Genomic DNA, 21,943 nt, shown 5'->3' on the forward strand with positions numbered 1-21,943 from the left:
ATTCATTCGGGTGCGTGTCGCCGCGTTCACCCGACGCGCACCCCTGCTACACCGGCCAGGCCGCGGCCAGCATCGCCCGGGTGTCGGCGAGGAGTTGGGGCAGCACCTTGGTGTGGCCGACCACCGGCATGAAGTTGGTGTCACCGCCCCAGCGGGGGACGACGTGCTGGTGGAGGTGGGCGGCGATGCCGGCGCCGGCCACGCTGCCCTGGTTCATCCCGATGTTGAAGCCGTGCGCCCCGGAGGCGGTGCGCAGCGCCGTCATCGCCCGCTTGGTGAAGGCCGCCAGCTCCGCCGTCTCCGCCTCGTCGAGGTCGGTGTAGTCGGCGACGTGGCGGAACGGGACGACCATGAGGTGCCCGCCGTTGTACGGGTAGAGGTTCAGCACCGCGTACACCCGCTCACCGCGGGCGACGACGAGACCGTCCTCGTCCGACTTCGCGGGAATGGTGCAGAACGGACAGCCGTCGTCGGCCCCCGGGCCGCTCGGCTTGTTCTCCCCCTGGATGTAGGCCATCCGGTGGGGCGTCCACAGGCGCTGGAAGGCGTCCTGCGTCCCGACTCCGATCTGCTGTTCCGGCTCACTCGTCATGTGGCGAAGCATATTCTCCCGGGCCGGCGGGGGAAGCGGCGAGGGGCGGTCCCGATGGGACCGCCCCCGTGCGCACCGCCGCGTCACACCTGCGCGCGGCGCTCCACCACGTCCCGGAGCTTGGCCAGCGCCGCTTCCTTCGGAATGCCGTTCTCCTGCGAACCGTCGCGGTAGCGGAACGACACCGCGCCGGCGGCCAGGTCCTCGTCACCGGCGAGGATCATGAACGGCACCTTGGCCTTCTGCGCGTTCCGGATCTTCTTCTGCATCCGGTCCGAGGAGGCGTCGACCTCCAGCCGCAGCCCCTGGGCCTTCGCCTCCGCGGCGAACTCCTCCAGGTACGGGACGTGCGCGTCGCCGATCGGGATGCAGGTGGCCTGCACCGGGGCCAGCCACGCCGGGAAGGCGCCCGCGTAGTGCTCCAGCAGCACCGCGAAGAACCGCTCGATCGACCCGAACAGCGCGCGGTGGATCATGACCGGCCGCTGCTTGGTGCCGTCCGCCGAGGTGTATTCGAGGTCGAAGCGCTCCGGCAGGTTGAAGTCGAGCTGGATCGTCGACATCTGCCAGGTGCGGCCGATCGCGTCCTTGGTCTGGACGGAGATCTTCGGGCCGTAGAAGGCGGCGCCGCCCGGGTCCGGGACCAGCGGGAGGCCCTGCTTGTCCGCGACCTGGCGCAGCGTCTCGGTGGCCTCCTCCCAGACCTCGTCCGAGCCGACGAACTTCTCCGGGTCCTTGGTGGACAGCTCCAGGTAGAAGTCGTCCAGACCGTAGTCGCGCAGCAGGTTCAGCACGAAGGTGAGCGTGCGATCCAGCTCGTCGGCCATCTGCTCGCGGGTGCAGTAGATGTGCGCGTCGTCCTGCGTGAAGCCGCGGGCCCGGGTCAGGCCGTGCACGACGCCGGACTTCTCGTAGCGGTACACCGTCCCGAACTCGAAGAGGCGCAGCGGCAGTTCACGGTACGAGCGGCCGCGCGCATCGAAGATCAGGTTGTGCATCGGGCAGTTCATGGGCTTGAGGTAGTAGTCCACGCCCTCGTCGAGCTGCATGGGCGGGTACATGCCGTCGGCGTACCAGTCCAGGTGGCCCGAGGTCTCGAAGAGCTTCCCCTTCGTCGCGTGCGGGGTGTAGACGAACTCGTAGCCCTCTTCCTCGTGGCGACGCCGCGAGTAGTCCTCCATCACGCGCCGGACGATGCCGCCCTTGGGGTGGAAGACGGCCAGGCCGGAGCCGATCTGCTCGGGGACGGAGAACAGGTCCAGCTCGGCACCGAGCTTGCGGTGGTCGCGCTTCTCGGCCTCGGCGAGGAAGTCCAGGTAGCCCTTCAGCTCGTCCTTGGTCGGCCAGGCGGTGCCGTAGATGCGCTGGAGCTGCGGGTTCTTCTCGCTGCCGCGCCAGTAGGCGGCGGCCGACCGCATCAGCTTGAAGACCGGGATGGCGCGGGTGCTCGGCAGGTGCGGGCCGCGGCACAGGTCCTTCCAGCACAGCTCGCCGGTCTTGGCGTCGAGGTTGTCGTAGATGCTCAGCTCGCCCGCGCCGACCTCGGCGGAGGCGCCCTCGGCGGCGTCCGCGGCGGAGCCCTTGAGGCCGATCAGCTCCAGCTTGTACGGCTCGTCGGCCAGCTCCGCACGGGCCTCCTCGTCGGAGACCACGCGGCGGGAGAACTTCTGCCCGCGCTTCTGGATCTCCTGCATCTTCTTCTCGATGCGCTTGAGGTCGTCCGGGTGGAAGGGCTTCTCGACGTCGAAGTCGTAGTAGAAGCCGTCCTTGATCGGCGGGCCGATGCCGAGCTTGGCCTCCGGGAACAGCTCCTGCACGGCCTGGGCCATCACGTGCGCGGCGGAGTGCCGCAGGATGTTCAGGCCGTCCTCGGAGGTGATCTCGACGGGCTCGACCTCGTCGCCGTCGGCCAGCTCGTGGGCGAGGTCCTTCAGCTCGCCGGCCACCCGTGCGGCCACGACACTGCGCTCGCCCTGGAAGAGGTCGGCGGCCGTAGTGCCCGTGGTCACCACGCGTTCTTCCCGCTCGGAATCGCGTTGGACGGTCACACGGACGTCTGACACCGGTCTCTCCTGACTCATGGCTTTCGCGCGTCAGCGTGTGCTGCGCCCCCGAATCGTACCGAGCCGCAGGACCACACCGCGAAACGGTGCCGGTCACCCGCTCAACCGTCCGCCGGCGGCCCCTCGCACGCCTCCTCGGCGTCGTCGAATCCGTCGTCGCCGGGTTCCGCCGGCGCCTCCGCCAGCGCCTTCATCAGCCGGTCCCGATCGGCCGGATCGACCTGGACGGGGGTGACGTCCCGACCGCCGGTGATCCGCCGGAAGCCGCCCCGGCTCTCCAGCCGGCCGCTGACCCGGATCGGCAGCCCGGCCAGGTGGGCGTGGCCGGCGATCCGGTAGTCCTCCTCCTCCAACGCCGCCCGCACCTGCCCCACGTCCGCCCCGGTGATCACCCGCAGCCGCACCGTTCCCGGGCCGTCCGGCCGCTCCCGGCGCAACCTGACGACGGAGCCGGTCACCCGCACCGGCAGCGACGGCTCGACGCGGACGTAGCGCCGGGCGGCCCGCTGGAGCGCGGGCAGGTCGCCGGGCGAGAACTCCACCGGTTCGGGGCGGTCCGCGAAGCCCGCCGGGGCGCCGGCCGCCGGCGACCAGCAGAGCGTGATCCGGACCCCCTCCGCACCCCGCACCAGCGCGATCAACGCCTGCACCAGTTCGTGGCAGACGCCCAGTCCGACCGCCGCGTCGAACGCCTCCATGCCGCCGGCGGCCCGCTGGTAGTCGGTGGCGTCCCGGGCCGCGTGCAGCGCCCGCTGAAGGCCGGTGACCACGCCCCGGCCGGCCCGTACGGGCACGAACGCGGTCAGGTGCCGACCGGCCGGACCCGGGCCGACCAGCACCTGGCCGAGGAACCCCTCGGCCCGCCGTTGGTGCCGGGCGCCGTAGTAGCCGGCCCGGGCGTAGCTGCCCAGCGCGCCGGCGGTCAACAGGGCGCGGGCCGCCGCGCGCAGCTGCTCCTGCGCCACCCAGTGCGCCGTGCCCGGTCCGCCGTCCGGGACCTCGCGCTCCCAACGGACCTCGTCGCTGGGCACCGCGAGCCCGACCAGCACCTCCCGGGCCGACGGCACGGCGCTCCGCTCCAACGCGGCCAACGCCTCGGCCAACAGCTCGGCGCTGTCCGGAAAACGCCGGTCCTGGGGCACCAGCAGGCTGGTCCCGCCGGCCCCGTCGGGCGGGGTCCAACGGGCGTAGTGCCCGGCCGCGCCGCTGCGGCGCCGCCACCCGTGCCGGGCCAACAGGGCCGCGAGCACCGTCGGGTCGAGCCGCGCCGGGTCCGGTGGAGCCGCGCCGTAGTCATCGGTGGACCGCGCCATCAGGGTCTCCCTCCCGCCCCGACCCGCGTCATGATCTCGCGGAGCGCGCGGTCGTCGAAGATCCGCGTGGTCGGGATCCGCACAGTGGTCCGGCGCCGGCCGGTCACCGGATGGCCGGCGAGGTTGGTCCAGTAGCAGCAGTGCCGCAGTTCCAGGTGGTCGGGCCCGGCCCGCAGCCAGTCGTCCGGGTCCCGCGGGACCAGCATCACGACGAGGATCTTGTGCACCGCCACCGGCGAGCGGGCCAGCTTCACCAGGTGGTCGTTGTCGAGCGTGAAGGCGAACGTCGGCCCCGGTGGGCGCGGGGCGGTCTGGTAGGTGCACTTGAGCTGCACCTTGATGGTGACTTCGTCGTCGACGGTGTGACCGGGGGCGGCATGGCTGACGTGCCAGTCGATGCCGTTGTCCGGGAAGGGCTGCGCCAGCGAGCAACCGGCCGCGGCGGCAACCGCGTGCAGGTAGCCCACCTGGAGGGTTTCCATGCAGGCCGTGGTGGCCAGGCCACCGCGCTGCGGTGTGGGAGAGGGCCGGGGGTACCGCCCGCTTGCGGGGGACAGCCCGCCCGGTTCGGGCTGCGCGAGGGTCATCGCGGATGCCTTCCGGGCCGTGCCAAATCGTGGGTTTCCGGGCGGCGGGGCGGGGTCCGGCGCACGGGAGCCGCCGGACCGCGCACGGTGCGCCGGCCCGTCACTGTCGTTGTCTCCGCGTCAAGCGGGCCGCAAACAAGGGCGGTTCGAGCCGACTGCAACTCGGGTATCACCAGCACGGATGACGTCGCACCGCCATCCCCCGTACGACCGCGAGGAGTTGGATGATGCCGCGCTGGTATGACGGTCCACTTGCCGCCTTCGACACCGAGACGACGGGCATCGACGTCGAGCGCGATCGCATCGTCTCCGCCGCCCTGGTGATCCAGGAAACCCCGCGCGCCGCCCCGCGCGTCACCCGCTGGCTGGTCAATCCGGGCGTGGAGATACCGGAGGCCGCGACGGCGGTGCACGGACTGACGGCCGACCACCTCGCACGGCACGGCCGCTGGCCGTCGCCGGTGCTGGCGGAGGTCGCCCGGGCGCTGGCCGCCCAGGCGGTGGCCGGCCGGCCGCTGGTGGTGATGAACGCCCCGTTCGACCTGACACTCCTGGACCGGGAGTTGAAGCGCCACCGCGCCAGCTCGCTCGACGCCTTCCTGGGGGCGCACCCCCTGCACGTCCTCGACCCCCGGGTCCTGGACAAGCACCTGGACCGCTACCGCAAGGGCCGCCGCACCCTCACCGACCTCTGCGCGCACTACGAGGTCGAACTGACCGACGCGCACGAGGCGGCCGCGGACGCACTGGCCGCACTGCGCGTGGTCCGGGAGGTGGGCCGGCGCTTCGCCGACCGGCTGGACGGGCTGCAACCCGCCGAGCTGCACACCCGACAGGCGATCTGGTTCGCCGCCCAGGCCCGCGGCCTCCAGGCGTGGTTCGCCCGCAGCGGTTCCCCGGAGTCGGTCGACCCGCACTGGCCGTTGCGGCCGGAACTCCCCGCCGCCGCCTGATTCCCCATCAGAATTCCGCCGGGAATTCCCGCGAACTCCCTCGACAGCGGAACGGAATTACCGTTCCACGGGCGAAGCCCGGGCCGCCCCAACAAAAAGAACCGGACCGCCTCTTGGCGGCCCGGTTCCTGATCCCGGTGGGCGATACTGGGTTCGAACCAGTGACCTCTTCGGTGTGAACGAAGCGCTCTCCCACTGAGCTAATCGCCCGGGTTTCGGCGGGGTTTCCCCCGCGAACGACCTGAACGATACAGGTCGTCACGCCCTTCCATCAAATTCCCCTGCCGAGCCCCTCATCCGCGGGCCAGCCAGGCCGCCAACCCGCGCCGCCCGGCCCGCATCATCAGCACGTGGTTGATCCGGAACAGCGGCCGCCCGACCAGCGCCCACCACCGCAGCGCCGGCTTGCGCAGCTCCACGTCCTGCTCGAAGACGACGCGGGTGCCACCGGCCCCGGGCGCGACCGTCCAACGCGCCCGACCGACCAGGTCCCCGCTCATCGCGACCTCCAGCACCCCGACCCCCGGATCCCGCCGGACCTCGGTCGCCACCACGGTCAGCTCGTACGGCAGAAAGGACCGGAACCGCGCGCTGCCACTGCGGTCGTCGAGCGGAACGACCTCGCGCACCTGCGGCCACCAGCGGGGATACGCCTCGCCCCGCTCCAGGACCGCATAGACGACGGTGGGCTGGGCGCTCAGCAGCCACACGCTACGGAAGCGGTAGCGGTGGAGCCGGCCGGACGGACCGGAGGGGGCGAACATGATCCCAGTGTGCGCCCCGGCACCCGGGAAACCCCTCAACAACCGCAACGGCCCGGAGACTTGAGTCTCCGGGCCGTCGTCCGGGGTGGGCGATACTGGGTTCGAACCAGTGACCTCTTCGGTGTGAACGAAGCGCTCTCCCACTGAGCTAATCGCCCGGGCGCATCGCCAACATTACCGCACGTCGGGGGCGCTCCCGACCACGGCGACGGCACCGTCGACACCCCGCGCCCGGAGCGGACGCCGCTCCTGCCCGCCTGTCGACCCGGCCGCCGCGCCCGGCACGCCGAACCGACGGAGATCATCGCAAAGCACTGCCCGCTCCGTTACTCTGCGTATTCGTCACGCCCGCGCAACGGACCGGATCGCCTGGCGAAATTACCGCCGAGGACGCTCACGCAATCCGCCGTAAGAGGTACCTGAAGCCACCCAAAACCGTCAGAGGGGTTTACAACGGCACCGTAGGTGGCATGTCGATTTCGCCGACGTGCGAATCCCCGAGCGCACACTGAGCGAAAGGCCCTGGCGCTTATGAACACCACGGTCAGCTGCGAGCTGCACCTGCGCCTCGTTGTGTCGAGCGAGTCCTCACTGCCTGTACCCGCGGGCCTGCGGTATGACACGGCCGATCCCTATGCCGTGCACGCCACCTTCCACACCGGAGCCGAGGAAACGGTTGAGTGGGTCTTCGCCCGCGACCTCCTCGCCGAGGGCCTCCACCGGCCCACGGGCACCGGCGACGTCCGCGTCTGGCCGTCCCGGAGCCACGGTCAGGGCGTCGTCTGCATCGCCCTGAGTTCCCCGGAGGGGGAAGCCCTGCTGGAAGCCCCGGCGCGGGCGCTGGAATCGTTCCTGAAGCGAACGGATGCCGCCGTACCGCCCGGTACGGAGCATCGCCATTTCGATCTCGACACGGAGCTCTCCCACATCCTGGCGGAGAGCTGAGACGCAGCACGCAACCCACCGCAACCACCCGCTCACACTTGCGACCGTCCGACTCGGGGAGACGGCGCAGGACCGACAAGTTCACACGGCACACTTCGGCGCCGTCGCCGCGGACCCACCGCGGAGACGGCGCCGAAGCTTGTCCCAGGCGCTAGAGTCGGCGACCATTCGCCAACGACACCGGGGCGGCACCGGCCGACCCCACCGGGCCAGGGAGCGGAACCGTGCTGATCACCCATGACACCCGGTGCGCGCTGGACGCGGTCGTCGACCTGTTGAACACCGCTCCCGAGGGCGACTCCCCCGGTGCCCCGGACAGCCTGACCGACCTCGCGACCCTCACGGAGTTCGTCCGGCGCAACGAGGTCAGTGACGTGGGATCGCTCGGTCCTCACGACCTGGCCGCCGTGCGGGCCGTGCGGGCGCGGTTCGCGGAGATCTTCGCGGCCGGCGACGACCGCACCGCGGCCGCGCGGTTGAACGCGCTGGTCGCGGCCGCGGGCACCACGCCGCAGCTGACCGATCACGACGGCTACGACTTGCACGTCCACTACTTCGCGCCGGGCGCCACGGTCGCCGACCACCTGGCCGCGGACGGCGGGATGGCACTGGCGTTCATCCTCGTCGCCGGGGAGCGCGAGCGGCTGCGGCGCTGCGAGGCACCGGACTGCCGGCACGCGTTCGTGGACCTCTCCCGCAACCGCTCGCGGCGCTACTGCGACAGCCGGACCTGCGGGAACCGGCTGCACGTCGCGGCGTACCGGGCACGACGGCGGGAGGCGGCGGGCTGACCGGCCAGGATGCCGCGACCCGCCCCCGGGCGGAGCCGTCACGTCGGACGGCGCCGAGGGTCAGAGGATGTAGAGGTCGTGCACCGCTCCTAGGAGGAGCAGCAGGCCGATCACGGCTAGGAAGAGCATCAGCGGCGGCTGGGACAGCGCGAACAGGCAACCGCGCGGTTCGGCGGACGGGGCGTCGTCTTGGGCGAGGGCGCACTCATCGTTCATCTCGCGCGCATCATCGCGCAGATGATCGTCCCGGAACCCGCAATGGTCCCCTCAGCAGGGGGAGTTCATCAGATCCCGTGCTTTTTCAGGATCGCTTCGATGTCCGAGAAGTCATCCTTGGGAGCGCTGCCGGCGCTCGGGGCCGGGGCGCTGGTGGGGGCCTTCCGGCCGGGGCCGAGGGACGGCGCGGAGGCGGCTGGGGCCACCGCCGTCGCCTCGGAACCCGCCGCGGCCCGCCGCTCCTTGCGGCCCGCCACCCCTCGGCGCCGCTCCACCAACCTGCTGAGCGCGAACAGTGCCGCGGAGATCGCGAGCACCCCGAACCCGGCCCAGACGGTGGGCTTGAAGACGATGCTGGTGACCCAGTCCACGACGCCGGTCATGACCAGGCCGATCGGGATCAGGGCGAAGGCGGCGATCCGGGTCGCGGCCAGGAAACGCTTGCGGTAGGCGGTCAGCGCGGCGATGCCCAAGCCCGCTGCCGACACCGCGGCACAGACTGTCGAGGTCAGCATCCGGTCCTCCTGCCGGTCGAAGGGGCGAGCGGGCGTTCCGCGCGCTCTTCCATCCTGCCCTCTCGGACCCCGCCCAGGCCACGTTCCGACCAGGACCTCAGGGAGATCTCCGGGTCACCCTCCTCCGTAGGTCCGGGTTCCTCCCCAGGTCGACGGGCTGGAAGACTGGCCGCATGAACGACGCCGCCGCCTCCGGCCCCACCAACCCCGTCAGCCCCACCCGCCCCGTCCTCGACGTGTGGTGCGATCTGCAGTGCCCGGACTGTGCCACCGCCCTGACGGACGTGCGGGCGCTGCGCGAGCGCTTCGAGGACCGGCTGGAGATCCGGCTGCGCCACTTCCCGCTGGCCAAGCACAAGCACGCCTACGCGGCCGCCCAGGCCGCCGAGGAGGCCGCCGAGCAGGGCCGGGGCTGGCCGTACGTCGAGGCGGTGCTGGCGCGGGCCGAGGACCTCGGCAAGCGCGGCGAGAAGGTGTTGGTGGAGATCGCCGCGGAGCTGGGGTTGGACGCCGAGGAGGTCGACACCGCGCTCGTCGACGGCCGGCACCTGCTGGTCGTGGACGCGGACCAGGCCGAGGGCAAGGCGATCGGCGTGACCGGCACCCCGACCTACGAGGTCGGCGGCGAACGGCTGGACGGCGGCAAGAGCCAGGACGGACTGCGCGCGCGGATCGAGGAGATCGTCGAGCGGCTGCTGGCCGAGCAGGACGCCACGGCCGGCTGACGCACCGGAGGAAGAGCCCTGCCGGACCGGCGCGGGCCGGCCCCGCGGGCTGCTCAGAGGATCGGCTTCCACATGCGGTAGGCGGTAGTCCGGTAGCCCAACGACCGGTAGAGGCCGAGCGCCGGGACGTTGTCGGCGGAGACGTTGAGCGCCAGGGAGCCGCGGCCCGCGGCCAGGGTCTCGCGCTCGGCGACGAGCATCAGGCTGCGGCCGTGGCCCTCGCCGCGGTGCTCCGGCGCCACCCGGACGTCCCGCACGTAGCCGCCGGGCTGCCCGGGGAGCCGCAGGGCGAGCCAGAGGGTGCCGACGTCCGTGCCCTCGTGGGCGAGGATCCGCAGGACCTGGCCGGGGGTGGCCGCGCCCTCGGGGAACAGCGCGTCGTGTGCGGCGGGCGTGGTCCGTTCGGCGTGTGCGACGGGCACTCCCTGGGCGGTTTCCGACCGGATGCGCTCGGCGACCGAGGCGTCCCGCCAGGCCGGGTACTCGGCCGCCGTCATCGGCCGGTCGACGCTGCCGTCCGGGAGCCCACCGGGCCGGCTCAGGGCCCGTGCCATGGTGCGGCTGCGCTCGGTGTAGCCCAGGGCCGCCGAGAGGCGCACCGCGGCCTCGGCGTCCGCGGGCACGGTGAGTTCGATCTGCCGGCACCCCCAGCCGCGCAGCACTTCCTCGGCGGCCAGCGCGGCGACCGTGGCCCGGCCGCGGTGCCGGTCGGGCGCGTCGACCCCCAGGGCCTCGATCCGGCCGGCGGTGGGCCCGAACCGGGCGTCGGTGGCCAGCTGGATCCCGCCGACCCGGCGGCTGTTGACGCAGATGTCGTAGGGGCGGGACCGGCGGCCGTCGTCGTGTCGTACTTCGGGGCCCGCGGGGCGCAGCGTAGTGGTCACGAGGACTTTGTACTCGCCCGCCCACGGGCCCGTCACCCTCAGCGCGGGTCGAAGTCCGCGGCCGCCTCCCGGTCGAAGATCCGCATCGCCTCGGCGGTCACCGGGCCGGGGGCGTCGGCGAGTTGGCGGTCGTCGATCCGCGTCACGGCCTGGACGTCGCGCAGCGTGGAGGTCAGGAAGATCTCCTCGGCGCTCTCCAGGACGTCCCACGGCAGGTCCGTCTCCTTGGCACCGGCCCAGGCCACGGTCAGCGCCCGGGTGATGCCGGCCAGGCAGCCGGAGGCCAGCGGCGGGGTGTGCAGTTCGCCGTCGAGGACGACGAAGACGTTGGAGCCGGTGCCCTCGCAGAGCGCGCCGACGGTATTGGCGAACAGCGCCTCGGAGGCGCCCCGTTCGCGAGCGCGGGCGAGGGCGACGACGTTCTCCCCGTACGAGGTGGTCTTCAGGCCGGCGAGGGCGCCGCGCTCGTTGCGCGTCCAGGGGACGGTGACCGCGGCGGTGGTGTCGGGCCGCCGGGCGGCCTCGGAGGCCGCGACGACCAGGGTCGGGCCGGCCTCGCCGCGGTCCGAACCGAGTGGGGAGAGGCCCCCGGTGTAGGTGATCCGCAGCCGCCCCAGCGGCATCGGGTTGGCGTCCAGGACGGCCGTGCAGCCGCGTCGCACCTCGTCGAGGTCGGGGGCCGGCAGGCCGAGGCCACGCGCGGAGGTGGCCAGGCGCTCCAGGTGGCGGGTGAGGGCGAAGGCCCTCCCCCGCTCGGCCTTGACCGTCTCGAAGACCCCGTCGCCGACCGTCAGGCCGTGGTCGAAGACCGAGACGCGGGCCTCCCCGGCGTCCTGTAGTTCGCCGTCGAGCCAGATCTTCATCGCTTCAGTCCTCCGCTCACTTCGTGCTCACCGGACGCTACCGCGAGCAGTCGGCGCGCCTTCAACTCGGTCTCCGCCCACTCCCGGTCCGGATCCGAGTCCCAGATGATCCCGGCCCCGGCGCCGAACCTGAGTGCCGGGCCGTCGGGGGCGGCGCGGTCGATCCAGAACGTGCGGATGCCGACGTTGAGCCAGCCGGTGCGCCGGTCGGCGTCCACCCAGCCGATGCCGCCGCAGTAGGGGCCGCGCGGGGCGGTCTCCAACTCGTCGATGATCCGCAGGGCGCTGGACTTGGGGGCTCCGGTGACCGAGCCGGGCGGGAAGGTGGCGCCGAGGAGATCGGCCCACGCCGTCTTCTCGTGGGTGTCGGCCAGTTCACCGCGCACGGTGGAGACGAGGTGGACGAGGCCGGGGTGCTCCTCCACCGCGCACAGGGCGGGAACGGTGACCGAACCGGTGGCACAGACCCGGCCCAGGTCGTTGCGGACCAGGTCCACGATCATCACGTTCTCCGCGCGGTCCTTCGCGGAGAGGTCCGCGGCGGTGCGCCCGGTGCCCTTGATGGGGCCGGACTCCACGGTGCGGTCGTCCCGACGCAGGAAGAGCTCCGGGGAGGCGGTCGCGATCTCGACGCCGTGCGCGGGCAGGCGCATCGTTCCGGCGTACGGCGCGGGGTTGCCTCGGGCGAGGACGGCGGAGAGCGCGTCCACGTCGGCGCGGTCGGGGTCGGGCAGCGGCGCGGTCAACACCCGGCAGAGGTTCACTTGGTAGACCGTGCCGGCCGCGATGTGGTCCCGGATGCGTCGGACGCCGTCCGTATAGGCGGTGCGGTCCATGGAACTGCGCCAGTCGGCCGGGGCGGGGCCCCGCCAGGCGTCGGGCGCGGGGGCGTCCGCGGCCGTGGCCGGGCGGACGTCGCCGAAGCGGGCGCAGACCACGCCGCCCTCGAAGTCGGCGGTCACCGCCCACCAGCCCGCGGAATCCAGTGCCGCGGGATCGCTGGTCACATCGCGCAGGTCGGTGGCTATCAGGCCGCCGAAGCGGGCCATCGGAGCGAAATCGTGCACGTCAGTGAGTCTATGGCCGGGCACCGTGGATCGCCCGGGCCGGGCGAGCAGCGCAGCACGCTGCACAAACGCGTTTTTGTACTGGCCCAGGAATCCGCTAGAGTTCAACACGTCGCCGGGACACGAAAGCGCCCCGGAGGCCAGGGAGCTTCCCGACCTAGTCAGGGAGAGCCACCCGCGGACGTAGCTCAGTTGGTAGAGCACCACCTTGCCAAGGTGGATGTCGCGAGTTCGAGTCTCGTCGTCCGCTCGATGTGGGGGATCATCTCGAACCCCCTGCACACTCCTGGTGGAGTGGCCGAGAGGCGAGGCAACGGCCTGCAAAGCCGTCTACACGGGTTCAAATCCCGTCTCCACCTCCAAGGACGATTAGCTCAGCGGGAGAGCGCTTCCCTGACACGGAAGAGGTCACTGGTTCAATCCCAGTATCGTCCACTGATCCGGTATCGCCGGATCCCCGCGCGATTAGCTCAGCGGGAGAGCGCTTCCCTGACACGGAAGAGGTCACTGGTTCAATCCCAGTATCGCGCACGCAGCATCCGCGGTGATCTTTGAAATCCGCGGTCCCGAGGACGATTAGCTCAGCGGGAGAGCGCTTCCCTGACACGGAAGAGGTCACTGGTTCAATCCCAGTATCGTCCACACCGCAGGTCGAGGGCCGGAGCAGTTGCTCCGGCCCTCGGTCGTTGTCGGCTGTTGCAGCGCGCCGGTGGGGCAACTCCCCCGGGGCGGCTGGTCGTTCCCGAAAAACCCGATGGCCGGGCATCTCCCCAGATGCCCGGCCACTCGTGCCGTCCGCCGCACCCCCGTCCCCACGGGGTTTCGGCCGGAAGTCCCCGTCCCGGACCGCTCTCCCGGGACCGGGGCGCCCGCTCAGCGCCCCAGCATTCCGACCACGGACGACGCCTGTGTGACGACGGCCTCCCAGCCGCCGAAGACCACGGCCAGGAGGAACGCCAGCGGCAGCACCATGGCGACCGCTATGAGGGGATGGCGGGTGCCGGTGGGCCGGCTGCCGCCGAGCGCACCGGTGGCCCGGTGGCCCCGCGCCCGGAGAGCCGTCCGCCCCGTCGTGTCCGCCATCGCCCTGCTCCCGTCATGATCCGGAGCGGCGGGCGTCTGACCTCGGGGGACGAGTGCTGCACCCGCCGCTTGACCTCAAGCCTAGGCGCGCGGGCGCGGCGGGGCGTCATGCCGTCGTACCGCTTGGCCGGCCTCCAGGAGGATGACGGGAGGGGGCCGGGCGTACTCCCCTGGGTGGAGAGAACGCGCGGCGGCCCCGGGACATCCCCGAGAGGGACCCGGGAGGGCTGCCGCCCGCTGCGAGGGCCGAGGGGGTCGATCGTGCGCGAGCGTGACGAAACGGTGACTTCGATCACTCGGTGCGCTGCGCCGCGCAGGGTTCCGCCGCCCGCGACGCGGGGACCGCGCGCTCCCGGGCCCGCGCCGCCCGCGCACCTTTCACACCGTCAAAGTCCGCTGGGAAAGGGATCTTTGGGGGGCGGTGCGGGTAGCGGAGCCGGGGGCCGGGCGGATTTCCCTCCGTGCGGCGGGGATCGGAACGGCCGCGGGCAATCCGGTTGCCGACGCATGCGCGGCCTCTCAGCACAGTGAGCCGTCAATCCGTAAGCTGTGCCACGTCAGACGGTTGAGCGGAGTGGGGCCTCCCCACCGCAGGCAGGGGACGGACATGGCGATGATGCGGCTCCGACGCGAGGACCCGCGTGTCGTCGGATCGTTCCGGCTGCACCGCCGGCTCGGCGCGGGCGGGATGGGCGTGGTCTACCTCGGCTCGGACAAACGCGGGCAGCGGGTCGCGCTGAAGGTGATCCGGCCGGATCTGGCGGAGGATCAGGAATTCCGGTCGCGGTTCGCCCGCGAGGTGTCGGCCGCCCGGAGGATCCGGGGCGGTTGCACGGCGCGGCTGGTGGCGGCCGATCTGGACGCCGACCGCCCGTGGTTCGCGACGCAGTACGTCCCCGGCCCCTCGCTGCACGACAAGGTGAACGAGGAGGGGCCGCTCTCCCCTGCCCAGGTCGCCGCGATCGGGGCGGCGCTGTCCGAGGGGCTGCTGGCCGTCCATGACGCGGGCGTGGTGCACCGGGACCTGAAGCCGTCCAACATCCTGCTGTCGCCCAAGGGGCCGCGGATCATCGACTTCGGGATCGCCTGGGCGACCGGCGCCAGCACCCTGACGCACGTCGGGACGGCCGTCGGCTCGCCGGGCTTCCTGGCGCCGGAGCAGGTGCGCGGCGCGGCGGTCACGCCGGCGACCGACATCTTCTCGCTGGGCGCCACCCTGGCGTACACCTGCACCGCGGATTCGCCGTTCGGGCAGGGCAGTTCGGAGGTCATGCTCTACCGCGTGGTCCACGAGGAGGCGCACCTGGCCGGAGTGCCGGACGCGTTGGCACCGCTGCTCGCGGCGTGCCTGGCCAAGGATCCGGCGGACCGGCCCAGCACCCTGTCGCTGTCGCTGCGGCTGAAGGAGATCGCGGCCCGTGAGGCGCACGGGCTGTCGGGCGGGAACTGGGAGCACGGGTCCGGCGGCGGAGAGGACTGGGGGCGCGCCGAGCGGCGGCCGGCGGAGCGTCCGTCCGGCCAGCGGGCCGAGGAGTACGCCCGCCAGCGGACCGAGCGGCGGACCGGCGGCGCGTCGGCGCCGCGGCCCCGACCGGCCCGGCCGGCGGCGTCCCGGGACGCGGCACCCCGCGACGCGTCCGTCCGGGCGCAGGGGCCGGCGTCCGGCACCGGATCGCGGACCGGCGGGCGGGACGCGGCGCGGGGCCCGGCCTCCCGCCCCACGGGGCGAAACGGTTCGCGGCCCGCGGTGCGCACCGGTTCGGGCGGCCGGCGGCCGGGCCCGGACCGGCGGTTGCTGCGGCAGCGGGTGGTGGTGTTCGTCGTGGTGACGCTGCTGGTGGCGCTGGGCATCGCGGCGGCCCAAGGATGTCAGGGACCGACCCGCGGGCTCGGCGGGGAACGGCCGGTGAGCGTCGCGTCGTACCACGGCGGTGGCGCGGCCGGCGGGGAGGCCCGGCCGCACTGAGGCCGGACGGCCCGGCGGCCACCGCCGGGCGGGAGCCCGGGGCTACTCCGGGCGGGACGTGGTGACCGCGTAGAAGGCGACTGCCGCCGCGGCACCGACGTTGAGGGAGTCCACGCCGTGGGCCATCGGGATGCGGACCCATTCGTCGGCGGCGCGCAGGGCGCCGGTCGTCAGGCCGCCGCCCTCGGCACCGAGCATCAGCGCGACGCGTTCGAGGCCCTGCGGGGCGGCCTCGTCGAGGGCCACCGCCCCCTCGGCCGGGGTCAGGGCGAGCAGTTTGAAGCCCGCCTCCCGTACGACGGCCAGGTCGCGCGGCCAGCTCTCCAGGCGGGCGTACGGGACGGAGAACACCGCGCCCATGGAGACCTTCACCGAGCGGCGGTAGAGCGGATCGGCGCAGTCCGGGGAGAGCAGGACCGCGTCCATCCCGAGGGCCGCGGCGCTGCGGAAGATGGCCCCGATGTTGGTGTGGTCGTTGACCGCCTCCATGACGGCGATCCGGCGGGTGCCGGCGAGGAGTTCGGCGGCCGGGGGCAGCGGCTTGCGCTGCATGGAGGCGAGCGCGCCGCGGTGCACGTGGTAGCCCGTCACCCGCTCGGCGAGGTCCGGGCTGACCGCGTAGACGGGGGCCGGGACCTCGTCGATGACGTCGCGCATGACGTCGACCCACTTGGCCGAGAGCAGCATCGAGCGCATCTCGTACCCGGCGTGCCGGGCGCGGCGGATGACCTTCTCGCCCTCGGCGATGAAGAGTCCTTCGGCTGGTTCGCGCCGGCGCCGCAGCTCGACGTCGGTGAGGCCGGTGTAGTCGCGCAGCCGCGGGTCGTCCGGGTCATCGACGGTGATGATTTCTGCCACGGGGAGAGGGTGCCTTGTCGGTGTCGAGGTGCGGGGGCCGGGGAGCGGATCGGCTACGGGGCCGGGGTGGTCGGGGTGAGGGCGACCACGTCGCCGATGACGATGACGGCCGGCGGGCGGACGCCTTCGGCCCGTACCGTCGCGCCGAGGGTGGCGAGGGTGGCGTCCACCCGGCGCTGGGCGGCGGTGGTGCCTTCCTGGACGACGGCGGCCGGGGTGTCCGCGGGCCGACCGCACTCTATGAGCTTGGCCGCGATGGCGCCGCTGTTCTCCACGCCCATCAGGACGACGAGGGTGCCGCGCAGCTTGGCGAGCGCGGCCCAGTCCACCAGCGACCGCTCGTCCTCGGGGGCGACGTGGCCGCTGACCACGGTGAACTCGTGGGCGACCCCGCGGTGGGTGACGGGGATGCCGGCGGCGCCGGGGACGGAGATGGTGGAGGAGATGCCGGGGACGACGGTGCACGGGATGCCGGCGTCGGCGAGCGCCTGGGCCTCCTCCATGCCCCGGCCGAAGACGAACGGGTCGCCGCCCTTGAGGCGGACCACGGCCTTGCCGGCCTTGGCGTGTTCGATCAGGGCGTTGTTGATCGCCTCCTGCGCCATGAACCGCCCGTAGGGGATCTTGGCGGCGTCGATGACCTCGACGTGCGGCGGGAGTTCGGCGAGCAGGTCGCGGGGGCCGAGCCGGTCGGCGATGACCACGTCCGCCTCGGCCAGCAGGCGGCGGCCGCGGACGGTGATCAGGTCGGGGTCGCCGGGACCGCCGCCGACCAGTGCCACCGTGGGGGTGTGCGGGCGGCGGTGGTGCGGGGCGGCGATGCTGCCGTCGCGCAGGCCCTCGACGATGGCGTCGCGGACGGCCGCCGAGCGGCGCGGGTCGCGGCCGGTGAGGACCGCGACGGTGACGCCCTCGCTGCGTCCGGTGGCCGGGGTCCAGGCGGTGGCGGCCTCGGCGTCGTCGGCGCGGACGGCCCAGACGCGGCGCTCCTCGGCCTCCTGGGAGGCGGCGGCGTTGGCCTCGGGGTCGTCGGTGGAGATCAGCGCGTACCAGGCGCCGTCGAGGTCGCCGGGCTGGTAGCGGCGGCGCTCCCAGCGGAGTTCGCCGGTGTCGGCCATCGCCTCGACGGAGGGGGTGGCGGACGGCGAGACCAGCAGGACGTCGGCGCCGGCGGCCAGGAGGGCGGGCAGCCGGCGCTGGGCGACCTGGCCGGCGCCCAGGACGACCACGCGGCGGCCGGACAGCCGCAGTCCGACGGGGTAGGCGGAGTGTTCGGCGACGGGCTCGGCCATGGTGGTGTGGGCTCCTCGTGCGGTGGTGCGAGTTCGACGCCCGTTCAGTCGCTGCGACGCCGGAGCGGCTGAGGGGTGGAACGGGCTGGGGAACGTACGGCCCCGGCCCACAGCCTATGGGGCTGCGGGCCGGGGGTCATGCGGGGGCCGGGCGCCCCGGGTCAGCCCTTCTCGGTGACTCCGGCGGCGTCGAAGGTGGCGACCTCGTGCATGGCGCGGGCGGCGCTCTGCACCACGGGCAGCGCCAGCAGGGCGCCGGTGCCCTCGCCCAGCCGCAGGTCGAGGTCGACCAGTGGGCGCAGGCCCAGCTTGTTGAGGGCTGCGACGTGGCCGGGCTCGGCGCTGCGGTGGCCGGCGATGCACGCGGCCAGCGCCTCGGGGGCGATGGCCCGGGCCACCAGGGCGGCGGCGCCGGCGCTGACGCCGTCCAGGATCACCGGCGTGCGCAACGAGGCGCCGCCGAGGATCAGACCGATCATGGCCGCGTGCTCCAGGCCGCCGAGGGCGGCGAGGACGCCGATCGGGTCGGCCGGGTCGGGCTGGTGGAGTTCCAGGGCGCGGCGGACCACGTCGACCTTGCGGACGTGCGTCTCGTCGTTGATGCCGGTGCCGCGGCCGGTGACCTCAGCCGGATCGACGCCGGTGTAGACGGCGATCAGCGCGGCGGAGGCGGTGGTGTTGGCGATGCCCATCTCACCGGTGAGCAGCGCCTTGTTCCCGGCGGCGACGAGGTCCCGGGCGGTCTCGATGCCCACCTCGATGGCCTTGAGGACGTCCTCCTGGGTCATCGCCGGGCCCTGGGTGAAGTCGGCGGTGCCGGGGCGGACCTTGCGGGGCAGCAGTCCGGGGGTGGCGGGCAGGTCACTGGCCACGCCGACGTCGACCACGCAGACCTCGGCGCCGACCTGGTTGGCGAAGGCGTTGCAGACCGCCCCGCCGCCCAGGAAGTTGGCGACCATCTGGCCCGTGACCTCCTGGGGCCAGGGGGTCACGCCCTGGGCGTGCACGCCGTGGTCGCCGGCGAAGATGGCCACCGCCGCCGGCTCCGGGATGGGCGGCGGGCACTGCCGGGACAGGCCGCTGAGCTGGGCGGAGATGATCTCCAGCATGCCGAGCGCGCCGGCCGGCTTGGTCATCCGCTTCTGCCGCTCCCACGCCTCGCCGAGCGCCTTGGCGTCCAGCGGGCGGATGCCGGCGAGCGTCTCCTGGAGGAGGTCGTGCGGGTCCGCGCCGGGCAGGGCGCGGCGGCCGTAGGTCTCCTCGTGGACGACCCAGGAGAGCGGGCGGCGCTTGGACCAGCCGGCCTGGAGGAGTTCGGGCTCGTCGGGGAACTCGTCGACGTAGCCGACGCAGAGGTAGGCGACGACTTCGAGGTGTTCGGGCAGGCCCAGTTCGCGGACCATTTCCCGCTCGTCGAAGAAGCTGACCCAGCCGACGCCGAGGCCCTCGGCGCGGGCGGCGAGCCAGAGGTTCTCGACGGCGAGCGCGGAGGAGTACGGCGCCATCTGCGGCTGGGTGTGCCGGCCGAGGGTGTGCCGGCCGCCGCGGGTGGGGTCGGCGGTGACGACGATGTTCACCGGCGTTTCGAGGATGGCCTCGATCTTCAGCTCGCGGAACTGCTTGGCGCGGGCCTTGGGCAGCGACTGGGCGTAGGCCTCGCGCTGCCGCATGGCGAGCTCGTGCATCTTGGCGCGGGTGTCGTCGGACCGGATGACGACGAAGTCCCAGGGCTGGGAGTGCCCGACGCTGGGGGCGGTGTGGGCCGCCTCCAGGACGCGCAGCAGGACCTCGTTGGGGATCGGGTCGGAACGGAAGCCGTTGCGGATGTCGCGGCGCTCGCGGATGACGCGGTGCACGGCGGCGCGCTCGGAGTCGTCGTAGCCGGGCGCGGGGGGCGTCGTGGGCACCGGCTCGGCGGCGGGTGCGTCGGCCGGGTGGGCGGCGTCGCCCTCGGCGTGCTCGACGAACTGGGCGTCGTCCTGCGCGTGCGGGCGGGCCTCGGCGGCACCGTCCGCTTCCGCTGCCACCGCTGTTTCGGCAGTGACGGGGGCGTCGGCCGGGTCGGCCTGGGTCGGATCGGCGTCGGCGGGCGCTGCGGCCTGCGGTGCCTGGTCGGCGACGGGCTGCTGCGCGGCTTCGATGGGGGTCGGCTCGGCGGTGGCCTGGGCCGGGGTCTCCACGGTGGCGGGCTGCGGCTCCGGCGCGGTGGGCGCGTCGGCCGGCGGCTGGGCGGGGACCTCGACCTGCGCGGCGGCGGGCTCCGGGGCGTCGACGGGCTGCTCGCCCTCGGCCACGGGCTGCGGCGCCGCGTCGGCGACGGCCGGCTGCTGTCCCTCGGCGACCTCGGGGGCCGCGGGCTGCGGGGCCGCGGCGTCCTGGGGCGCCTCTATGACGGGCTGTTGGGCGGCCTCCTCCGGAGCCGGCGCGGCCTCGGGGGCGTCGGCGGCCTCGGGGGTGGTCTGCGCTTCGGCGGGCGCCGGCTCCGCCTCGGCGGCGGGAGCGTCCTCGGGGGACGGCGGCTCGGCGGCCTGCGCGGCGACCGGCTCGGGCTGCTCGGCGGGGGCCGGAGCCTCGGCCGGGGCGGCCGGCGCCTCGTCGGCGACGGGCTGCGGTGCCTCGTCCACGACCGGCGCCTCCGCGACCACGACGGCCTCCTCAGAGGCGTCGTCGGCCACCGACTGCTCGACGGGCTGCTGCTCGGCGGGCGGGTTCGCGTCCTGCGGGGCCTGGGCCGGCTCGGCGGGCACCGGCACCGGCACCGGCTCGGCGGCCGGCGGCTCGCCGGCGGTCTCGGGCTGGGCCGCCGCGTCCGGGGCGACGGCCTGCTGCTCGTCCACGGCCTGTTCCGCGGCCGGCGGCTGAACCTCGGCCTCCGCGGCCTCCTGGACTACGGCGGCGTCGACGGGCGGCTGCGGGAGCACGGCGTCGGGCGCGGGGGCGGGCTGCGGGGCGGCGGCCGGCTCGGCCTGGGCCTCGGCGGCCGGCGGCTGCTCGGCATCGGGCTCCGCCGCCTCCACCGGGGTCTCGGCCGGGGCCTCCTGGGCGGCTTCGGGCGCCGCCTCGACGAGCGGCGCGGCAGCGTCCGCGGCGACCGGCGCGTCCTCTGCGGGCACCGGCGCCGGCTGTTCCGGCGCCTGCTCGGCGGGCGCGGGCACGGCCTGGGCGGGCTCGACCAGAGCCTGCTGGGCGGGCACCTGCTCGACGGGCAACGCACCGTCCTGGACGGGGGGTTGGGCCTCGGGCACGACCGTTTCCGCACCGGCCGGTTCGACCGGCACGGCCGTCGGCTCGGCGACGGGGACCGCCGCGGCCTGGGCGGACGCCTCGCCCCACGGCTGCACCTGGGCCGGCGCGTGCGACGGGATCTCGCCCAGCTGCGGGCCCGGCAACGGTCCCTGGCCGGCGGCCCCGTAGGACTGCTCGGCGAACACCTGGCCCTCGTAGGGCTGCTGGCCGTACGTGGGCAGGGCGGCGGCCGGCTGCTGCGGGTACGCGGCGGCGGCCGGCGGTTCCGGGAACGGCTGGACGGACACCGCCTGGGGCTGCGCGGCGGCCGGCGCGTCGTCGGTCGGCGGCACGGCGGTGGGCTGCGACTGTGCGGGCAGCTCCGGCACGGGCAGCGGCGCGACCTGGGCGGCCGCCACCGGGGCGTCGGGGTTCTCAGGGCCGGCGGCCGGGCGGGCGGTCTGTCGGGCGGCCGGCTGGGGCGCGCCGGCGGGCCCGCGATCGGCGAGCGAACGGACCACGCCGCCGGTCGCGTCCGGGACCGGCGGACCCATGTGGAGCGGGCGGCGGGGCGCGGCGGTCTGCTCCCCGCCGGCTGCCGCCGGCACGTGGGGCTGCTGCTGGGGGGCGGCGGGTTGCGGGACGCGGACCGCACCGAGGTCGACGGAACCGGAGTCCCGGCCGCCGCTCTCGTGGTCACCGACCGCGGCGGGCACCTGCTCGGGCACGACCGGCGGTTCGAACGGCGCGGTCTGCTGCGCCGGGACGGCCTGCGGCGGGGTGGGTGGCTGGGCCTGTTGGACGCCGTGCTCGCTCCAGGCGCCCTGGGCGCCGGGCATCAGCAGGTCGTCGTCCTCGACGGAGCCCTCGGCCGGGCCGAGGTAGGCGTATTCCGGGTGCTGGGCGGTGCCGGGGTCGGCAGGGGAGGGAACGGCCTGCGGCTGCCCGTGATGTCCGCCTGCGTTCTCCGGCTGTCCCTGGCCCGGGACCTGGCCGGTGTCGGTCATGCGTACCCCTCGCCCACTGATAGTGCTCCTTCCAACCGCTCGTGCGACGCGCCGACCGGTGCGCACCGACGCCCCGATAGCGAGAACGAGCGAGCGCGCCTCCCGGCACGTCCGCCCTCAAGTGCTTCATTTTCGTCCAAAACCACGGCAATTTCCGGATATTGGCGTACGAAGCTGAAAGCGGAACGGCGGCGCAACGATCCGCCAGCCTACCTCGCGCGGGTGGTCTTCCTG

The 21,943-nt window shown here is 73.8% G+C and carries 19 protein-coding genes and 7 tRNA genes; 10 read left to right on the top strand and 16 right to left on the bottom strand.

Features of this window, described 5'->3' with window-relative positions:
* Window positions 1–46: 46 nt before the first annotated feature.
* From ABD385_RS19110 to ABD385_RS19125, 4 genes are all read right to left on the bottom strand, one after another.
* On the bottom strand, window positions 47–604 hold the full coding sequence (locus tag ABD385_RS19110; protein ID WP_344577400.1) for an HIT family protein: 558 nt from the start codon (window positions 602–604) through the stop codon (window positions 47–49).
* Between the two features lie 71 nt (window positions 605–675).
* The gene (gene thrS, locus ABD385_RS19115; RefSeq protein WP_344577404.1) at window positions 676–2,655 is read right to left on the bottom strand and encodes a threonine--tRNA ligase; all 1,980 of its coding nucleotides are present in this window, start codon (window positions 2,653–2,655) and stop codon (window positions 676–678) included.
* Between the two features lie 101 nt (window positions 2,656–2,756).
* Window positions 2,757–3,968: a hypothetical protein gene (locus ABD385_RS19120; RefSeq protein WP_344577407.1), complete on the bottom strand. Its 1,212-nt coding sequence runs from the start codon at window positions 3,966–3,968 to the stop codon at window positions 2,757–2,759.
* Window positions 3,968–4,555, bottom strand: a complete 588-nt coding sequence (locus ABD385_RS19125) for a DUF4365 domain-containing protein (RefSeq protein ID WP_344577408.1) — start codon at window positions 4,553–4,555, stop codon at window positions 3,968–3,970. Before ABD385_RS19125 ends, ABD385_RS19120 begins: the two co-directional genes overlap by 1 nt.
* A 227-nt stretch (window positions 4,556–4,782) precedes the next feature.
* Between ABD385_RS19125 and ABD385_RS19130 the strand changes: the two genes are divergently transcribed.
* Window positions 4,783–5,508: an exonuclease domain-containing protein gene (locus ABD385_RS19130; protein WP_344577409.1), complete on the top strand. Its 726-nt coding sequence runs from the start codon at window positions 4,783–4,785 to the stop codon at window positions 5,506–5,508.
* A 138-nt stretch (window positions 5,509–5,646) separates the two neighbouring features.
* Here ABD385_RS19130 and ABD385_RS19135 read toward each other — a convergent pair.
* From ABD385_RS19135 to ABD385_RS19145, 3 genes are all read right to left on the bottom strand, one after another.
* A tRNA-Val gene (locus tag ABD385_RS19135) sits at window positions 5,647–5,718 on the bottom strand.
* A gap of 83 nt (window positions 5,719–5,801) precedes the next feature.
* Window positions 5,802–6,272: an SRPBCC family protein gene (locus ABD385_RS19140; protein ID WP_344577411.1), complete on the bottom strand. Its 471-nt coding sequence runs from the start codon at window positions 6,270–6,272 to the stop codon at window positions 5,802–5,804.
* An 86-nt stretch (window positions 6,273–6,358) separates the two neighbouring features.
* Window positions 6,359–6,430: transfer RNA gene (locus ABD385_RS19145), tRNA-Val, on the bottom strand.
* Window positions 6,431–6,803: 373 nt separating this feature from the next.
* Here ABD385_RS19145 and ABD385_RS19150 point away from each other — a divergent pair.
* Both ABD385_RS19150 and ABD385_RS19155 read left to right on the top strand, forming a co-directional pair.
* Window positions 6,804–7,217 (top strand): SsgA family sporulation/cell division regulator, encoded by a 414-nt coding sequence (locus ABD385_RS19150; RefSeq protein WP_003959770.1) that lies wholly within the window; start codon window positions 6,804–6,806, stop codon window positions 7,215–7,217.
* Window positions 7,218–7,441: 224 nt separating this feature from the next.
* A complete protein-coding gene (locus ABD385_RS19155) occupies window positions 7,442–8,008 on the top strand; it encodes a CGNR zinc finger domain-containing protein (RefSeq protein ID WP_344577414.1) in 567 nt (188 codons plus the stop codon).
* 60 nt (window positions 8,009–8,068) lie between these two features.
* Here ABD385_RS19155 and ABD385_RS19160 read toward each other — a convergent pair whose 3' ends face one another.
* Window positions 8,069–8,224 carry a hypothetical protein gene (locus ABD385_RS19160; protein ID WP_016575873.1) on the bottom strand — a complete coding sequence of 52 codons (156 nt, stop codon included), beginning with the start codon at window positions 8,222–8,224 and terminating at the stop codon, window positions 8,069–8,071.
* 68 nt (window positions 8,225–8,292) lie between these two features.
* Window positions 8,293–8,739 carry a hypothetical protein gene (locus ABD385_RS19165; RefSeq protein WP_344577418.1) on the bottom strand — a complete coding sequence of 149 codons (447 nt, stop codon included), beginning with the start codon at window positions 8,737–8,739 and terminating at the stop codon, window positions 8,293–8,295.
* Between the two features lie 173 nt (window positions 8,740–8,912).
* On the opposite strand from ABD385_RS19165, the gene ABD385_RS19170 reads away from it, so the two are divergent.
* The gene (locus tag ABD385_RS19170; RefSeq protein ID WP_344577421.1) at window positions 8,913–9,464 is read left to right on the top strand and encodes a DsbA family protein; all 552 of its coding nucleotides are present in this window, start codon (window positions 8,913–8,915) and stop codon (window positions 9,462–9,464) included.
* Between the two features lie 53 nt (window positions 9,465–9,517).
* Here ABD385_RS19170 and ABD385_RS19175 read toward each other — a convergent pair whose 3' ends face one another.
* Genes ABD385_RS19175 through ABD385_RS19185 form a run of 3 tightly spaced genes read right to left on the bottom strand, consistent with a single transcriptional unit; the run spans window position 9,518 to window position 12,278 of the window.
* Complete coding sequence (locus tag ABD385_RS19175; protein WP_344577424.1) at window positions 9,518–10,348, bottom strand: GNAT family N-acetyltransferase; 831 nt, start codon at window positions 10,346–10,348, stop codon at window positions 9,518–9,520.
* Between the two features lie 38 nt (window positions 10,349–10,386).
* Entirely contained in the window at window positions 10,387–11,211 is an 825-nt protein-coding gene (locus ABD385_RS19180; RefSeq protein ID WP_344577426.1) for an aminotransferase class IV, read from the bottom strand.
* Window positions 11,208–12,278, bottom strand: a complete 1,071-nt coding sequence (locus tag ABD385_RS19185) for a chorismate-binding protein (protein WP_344577429.1) — start codon at window positions 12,276–12,278, stop codon at window positions 11,208–11,210. Before ABD385_RS19185 ends, ABD385_RS19180 begins: the two co-directional genes overlap by 4 nt.
* Window positions 12,279–12,455: 177 nt before the next feature.
* On the opposite strand from ABD385_RS19185, the gene ABD385_RS19190 reads away from it, so the two are divergent.
* The 5 genes from ABD385_RS19190 to ABD385_RS19210 all read left to right on the top strand — a co-directional run bounded on the left by ABD385_RS19190 (window position 12,456) and on the right by ABD385_RS19210 (window position 12,920).
* Window positions 12,456–12,528, top strand: a tRNA-Gly gene (locus tag ABD385_RS19190).
* 38 nt (window positions 12,529–12,566) lie between these two features.
* Window positions 12,567–12,640 (top strand) — tRNA-Cys (locus ABD385_RS19195).
* Between the two features lies 1 nt (window position 12,641).
* Window positions 12,642–12,713, top strand: a tRNA-Val gene (locus ABD385_RS19200).
* Between the two features lie 24 nt (window positions 12,714–12,737).
* A tRNA-Val gene (locus ABD385_RS19205) sits at window positions 12,738–12,809 on the top strand.
* Window positions 12,810–12,848: 39 nt separating this feature from the next.
* A tRNA-Val gene (locus tag ABD385_RS19210) sits at window positions 12,849–12,920 on the top strand.
* A 231-nt stretch (window positions 12,921–13,151) separates the two neighbouring features.
* Here ABD385_RS19210 and ABD385_RS19215 read toward each other — a convergent pair.
* On the bottom strand, window positions 13,152–13,361 hold the full coding sequence (locus ABD385_RS19215) for a hypothetical protein (protein WP_344577431.1): 210 nt from the start codon (window positions 13,359–13,361) through the stop codon (window positions 13,152–13,154).
* 607 nt (window positions 13,362–13,968) lie between these two features.
* On the opposite strand from ABD385_RS19215, the gene ABD385_RS19220 reads away from it, so the two are divergent.
* Window positions 13,969–15,327 carry a serine/threonine-protein kinase gene (locus tag ABD385_RS19220; RefSeq protein ID WP_344577434.1) on the top strand — a complete coding sequence of 453 codons (1,359 nt, stop codon included), beginning with the start codon at window positions 13,969–13,971 and terminating at the stop codon, window positions 15,325–15,327.
* Between the two features lie 42 nt (window positions 15,328–15,369).
* Here ABD385_RS19220 and ABD385_RS19225 read toward each other — a convergent pair whose 3' ends face one another.
* The 3 genes from ABD385_RS19225 to cobT all read right to left on the bottom strand — a co-directional run bounded on the left by ABD385_RS19225 (window position 15,370) and on the right by cobT (window position 21,709).
* Entirely contained in the window at window positions 15,370–16,185 is an 816-nt protein-coding gene (locus ABD385_RS19225) for a TrmH family RNA methyltransferase (protein WP_344577440.1), read from the bottom strand.
* Between the two features lie 53 nt (window positions 16,186–16,238).
* The gene (cobA, locus tag ABD385_RS19230) at window positions 16,239–17,477 is read right to left on the bottom strand and encodes a uroporphyrinogen-III C-methyltransferase (RefSeq protein ID WP_344577442.1); all 1,239 of its coding nucleotides are present in this window, start codon (window positions 17,475–17,477) and stop codon (window positions 16,239–16,241) included.
* A gap of 161 nt (window positions 17,478–17,638) precedes the next feature.
* On the bottom strand, window positions 17,639–21,709 hold the full coding sequence (gene cobT / locus ABD385_RS19235; RefSeq protein ID WP_344577443.1) for a nicotinate-nucleotide--dimethylbenzimidazole phosphoribosyltransferase: 4,071 nt from the start codon (window positions 21,707–21,709) through the stop codon (window positions 17,639–17,641).
* Window positions 21,710–21,943: the final 234 nt, after the last annotated feature.

Origin of the sequence: Streptomyces lunalinharesii (assembly GCF_039532155.1) — a bacterium.
Classification (GTDB): Bacteria; Actinomycetota; Actinomycetes; order Streptomycetales; family Streptomycetaceae; genus Streptomyces; species Streptomyces lunalinharesii.

Bases quoted from the DNA above. Each gene is read 5' to 3' on its own strand.
- ABD385_RS19110 (WP_344577400.1), bottom strand. From the start codon at position 604: ATGCTTCGCCACATGACGAGTGAGCCGGAACAGCAGATCGGAGTCGGG.
- ABD385_RS19120 (WP_344577407.1), bottom strand. From the start codon at position 3,968: ATGGCGCGGTCCACCGATGACTACGGCGCGGCTCCACCGGACCCGGCG.
- ABD385_RS19125 (WP_344577408.1), bottom strand. From the start codon at position 4,555: ATGACCCTCGCGCAGCCCGAACCGGGCGGGCTGTCCCCCGCAAGCGGG.
- ABD385_RS19130 (WP_344577409.1), top strand. From the start codon at position 4,783: ATGCCGCGCTGGTATGACGGTCCACTTGCCGCCTTCGACACCGAGACG.
- ABD385_RS19140 (WP_344577411.1), bottom strand. From the start codon at position 6,272: ATGTTCGCCCCCTCCGGTCCGTCCGGCCGGCTCCACCGCTACCGCTTC.
- ABD385_RS19150 (WP_003959770.1), top strand. From the start codon at position 6,804: ATGAACACCACGGTCAGCTGCGAGCTGCACCTGCGCCTCGTTGTGTCG.
- ABD385_RS19160 (WP_016575873.1), bottom strand. From the start codon at position 8,224: ATGAACGATGAGTGCGCCCTCGCCCAAGACGACGCCCCGTCCGCCGAA.
- ABD385_RS19165 (WP_344577418.1), bottom strand. From the start codon at position 8,739: ATGCTGACCTCGACAGTCTGTGCCGCGGTGTCGGCAGCGGGCTTGGGC.
- ABD385_RS19170 (WP_344577421.1), top strand. From the start codon at position 8,913: ATGAACGACGCCGCCGCCTCCGGCCCCACCAACCCCGTCAGCCCCACC.
- ABD385_RS19180 (WP_344577426.1), bottom strand. From the start codon at position 11,211: ATGAAGATCTGGCTCGACGGCGAACTACAGGACGCCGGGGAGGCCCGC.
- ABD385_RS19215 (WP_344577431.1), bottom strand. From the start codon at position 13,361: ATGGCGGACACGACGGGGCGGACGGCTCTCCGGGCGCGGGGCCACCGG.
- ABD385_RS19220 (WP_344577434.1), top strand. From the start codon at position 13,969: ATGGCGATGATGCGGCTCCGACGCGAGGACCCGCGTGTCGTCGGATCG.
- cobA (WP_344577442.1), bottom strand. From the start codon at position 17,477: ATGGCCGAGCCCGTCGCCGAACACTCCGCCTACCCCGTCGGACTGCGG.
- cobT (WP_344577443.1), bottom strand. From the start codon at position 21,709: ATGACCGACACCGGCCAGGTCCCGGGCCAGGGACAGCCGGAGAACGCA.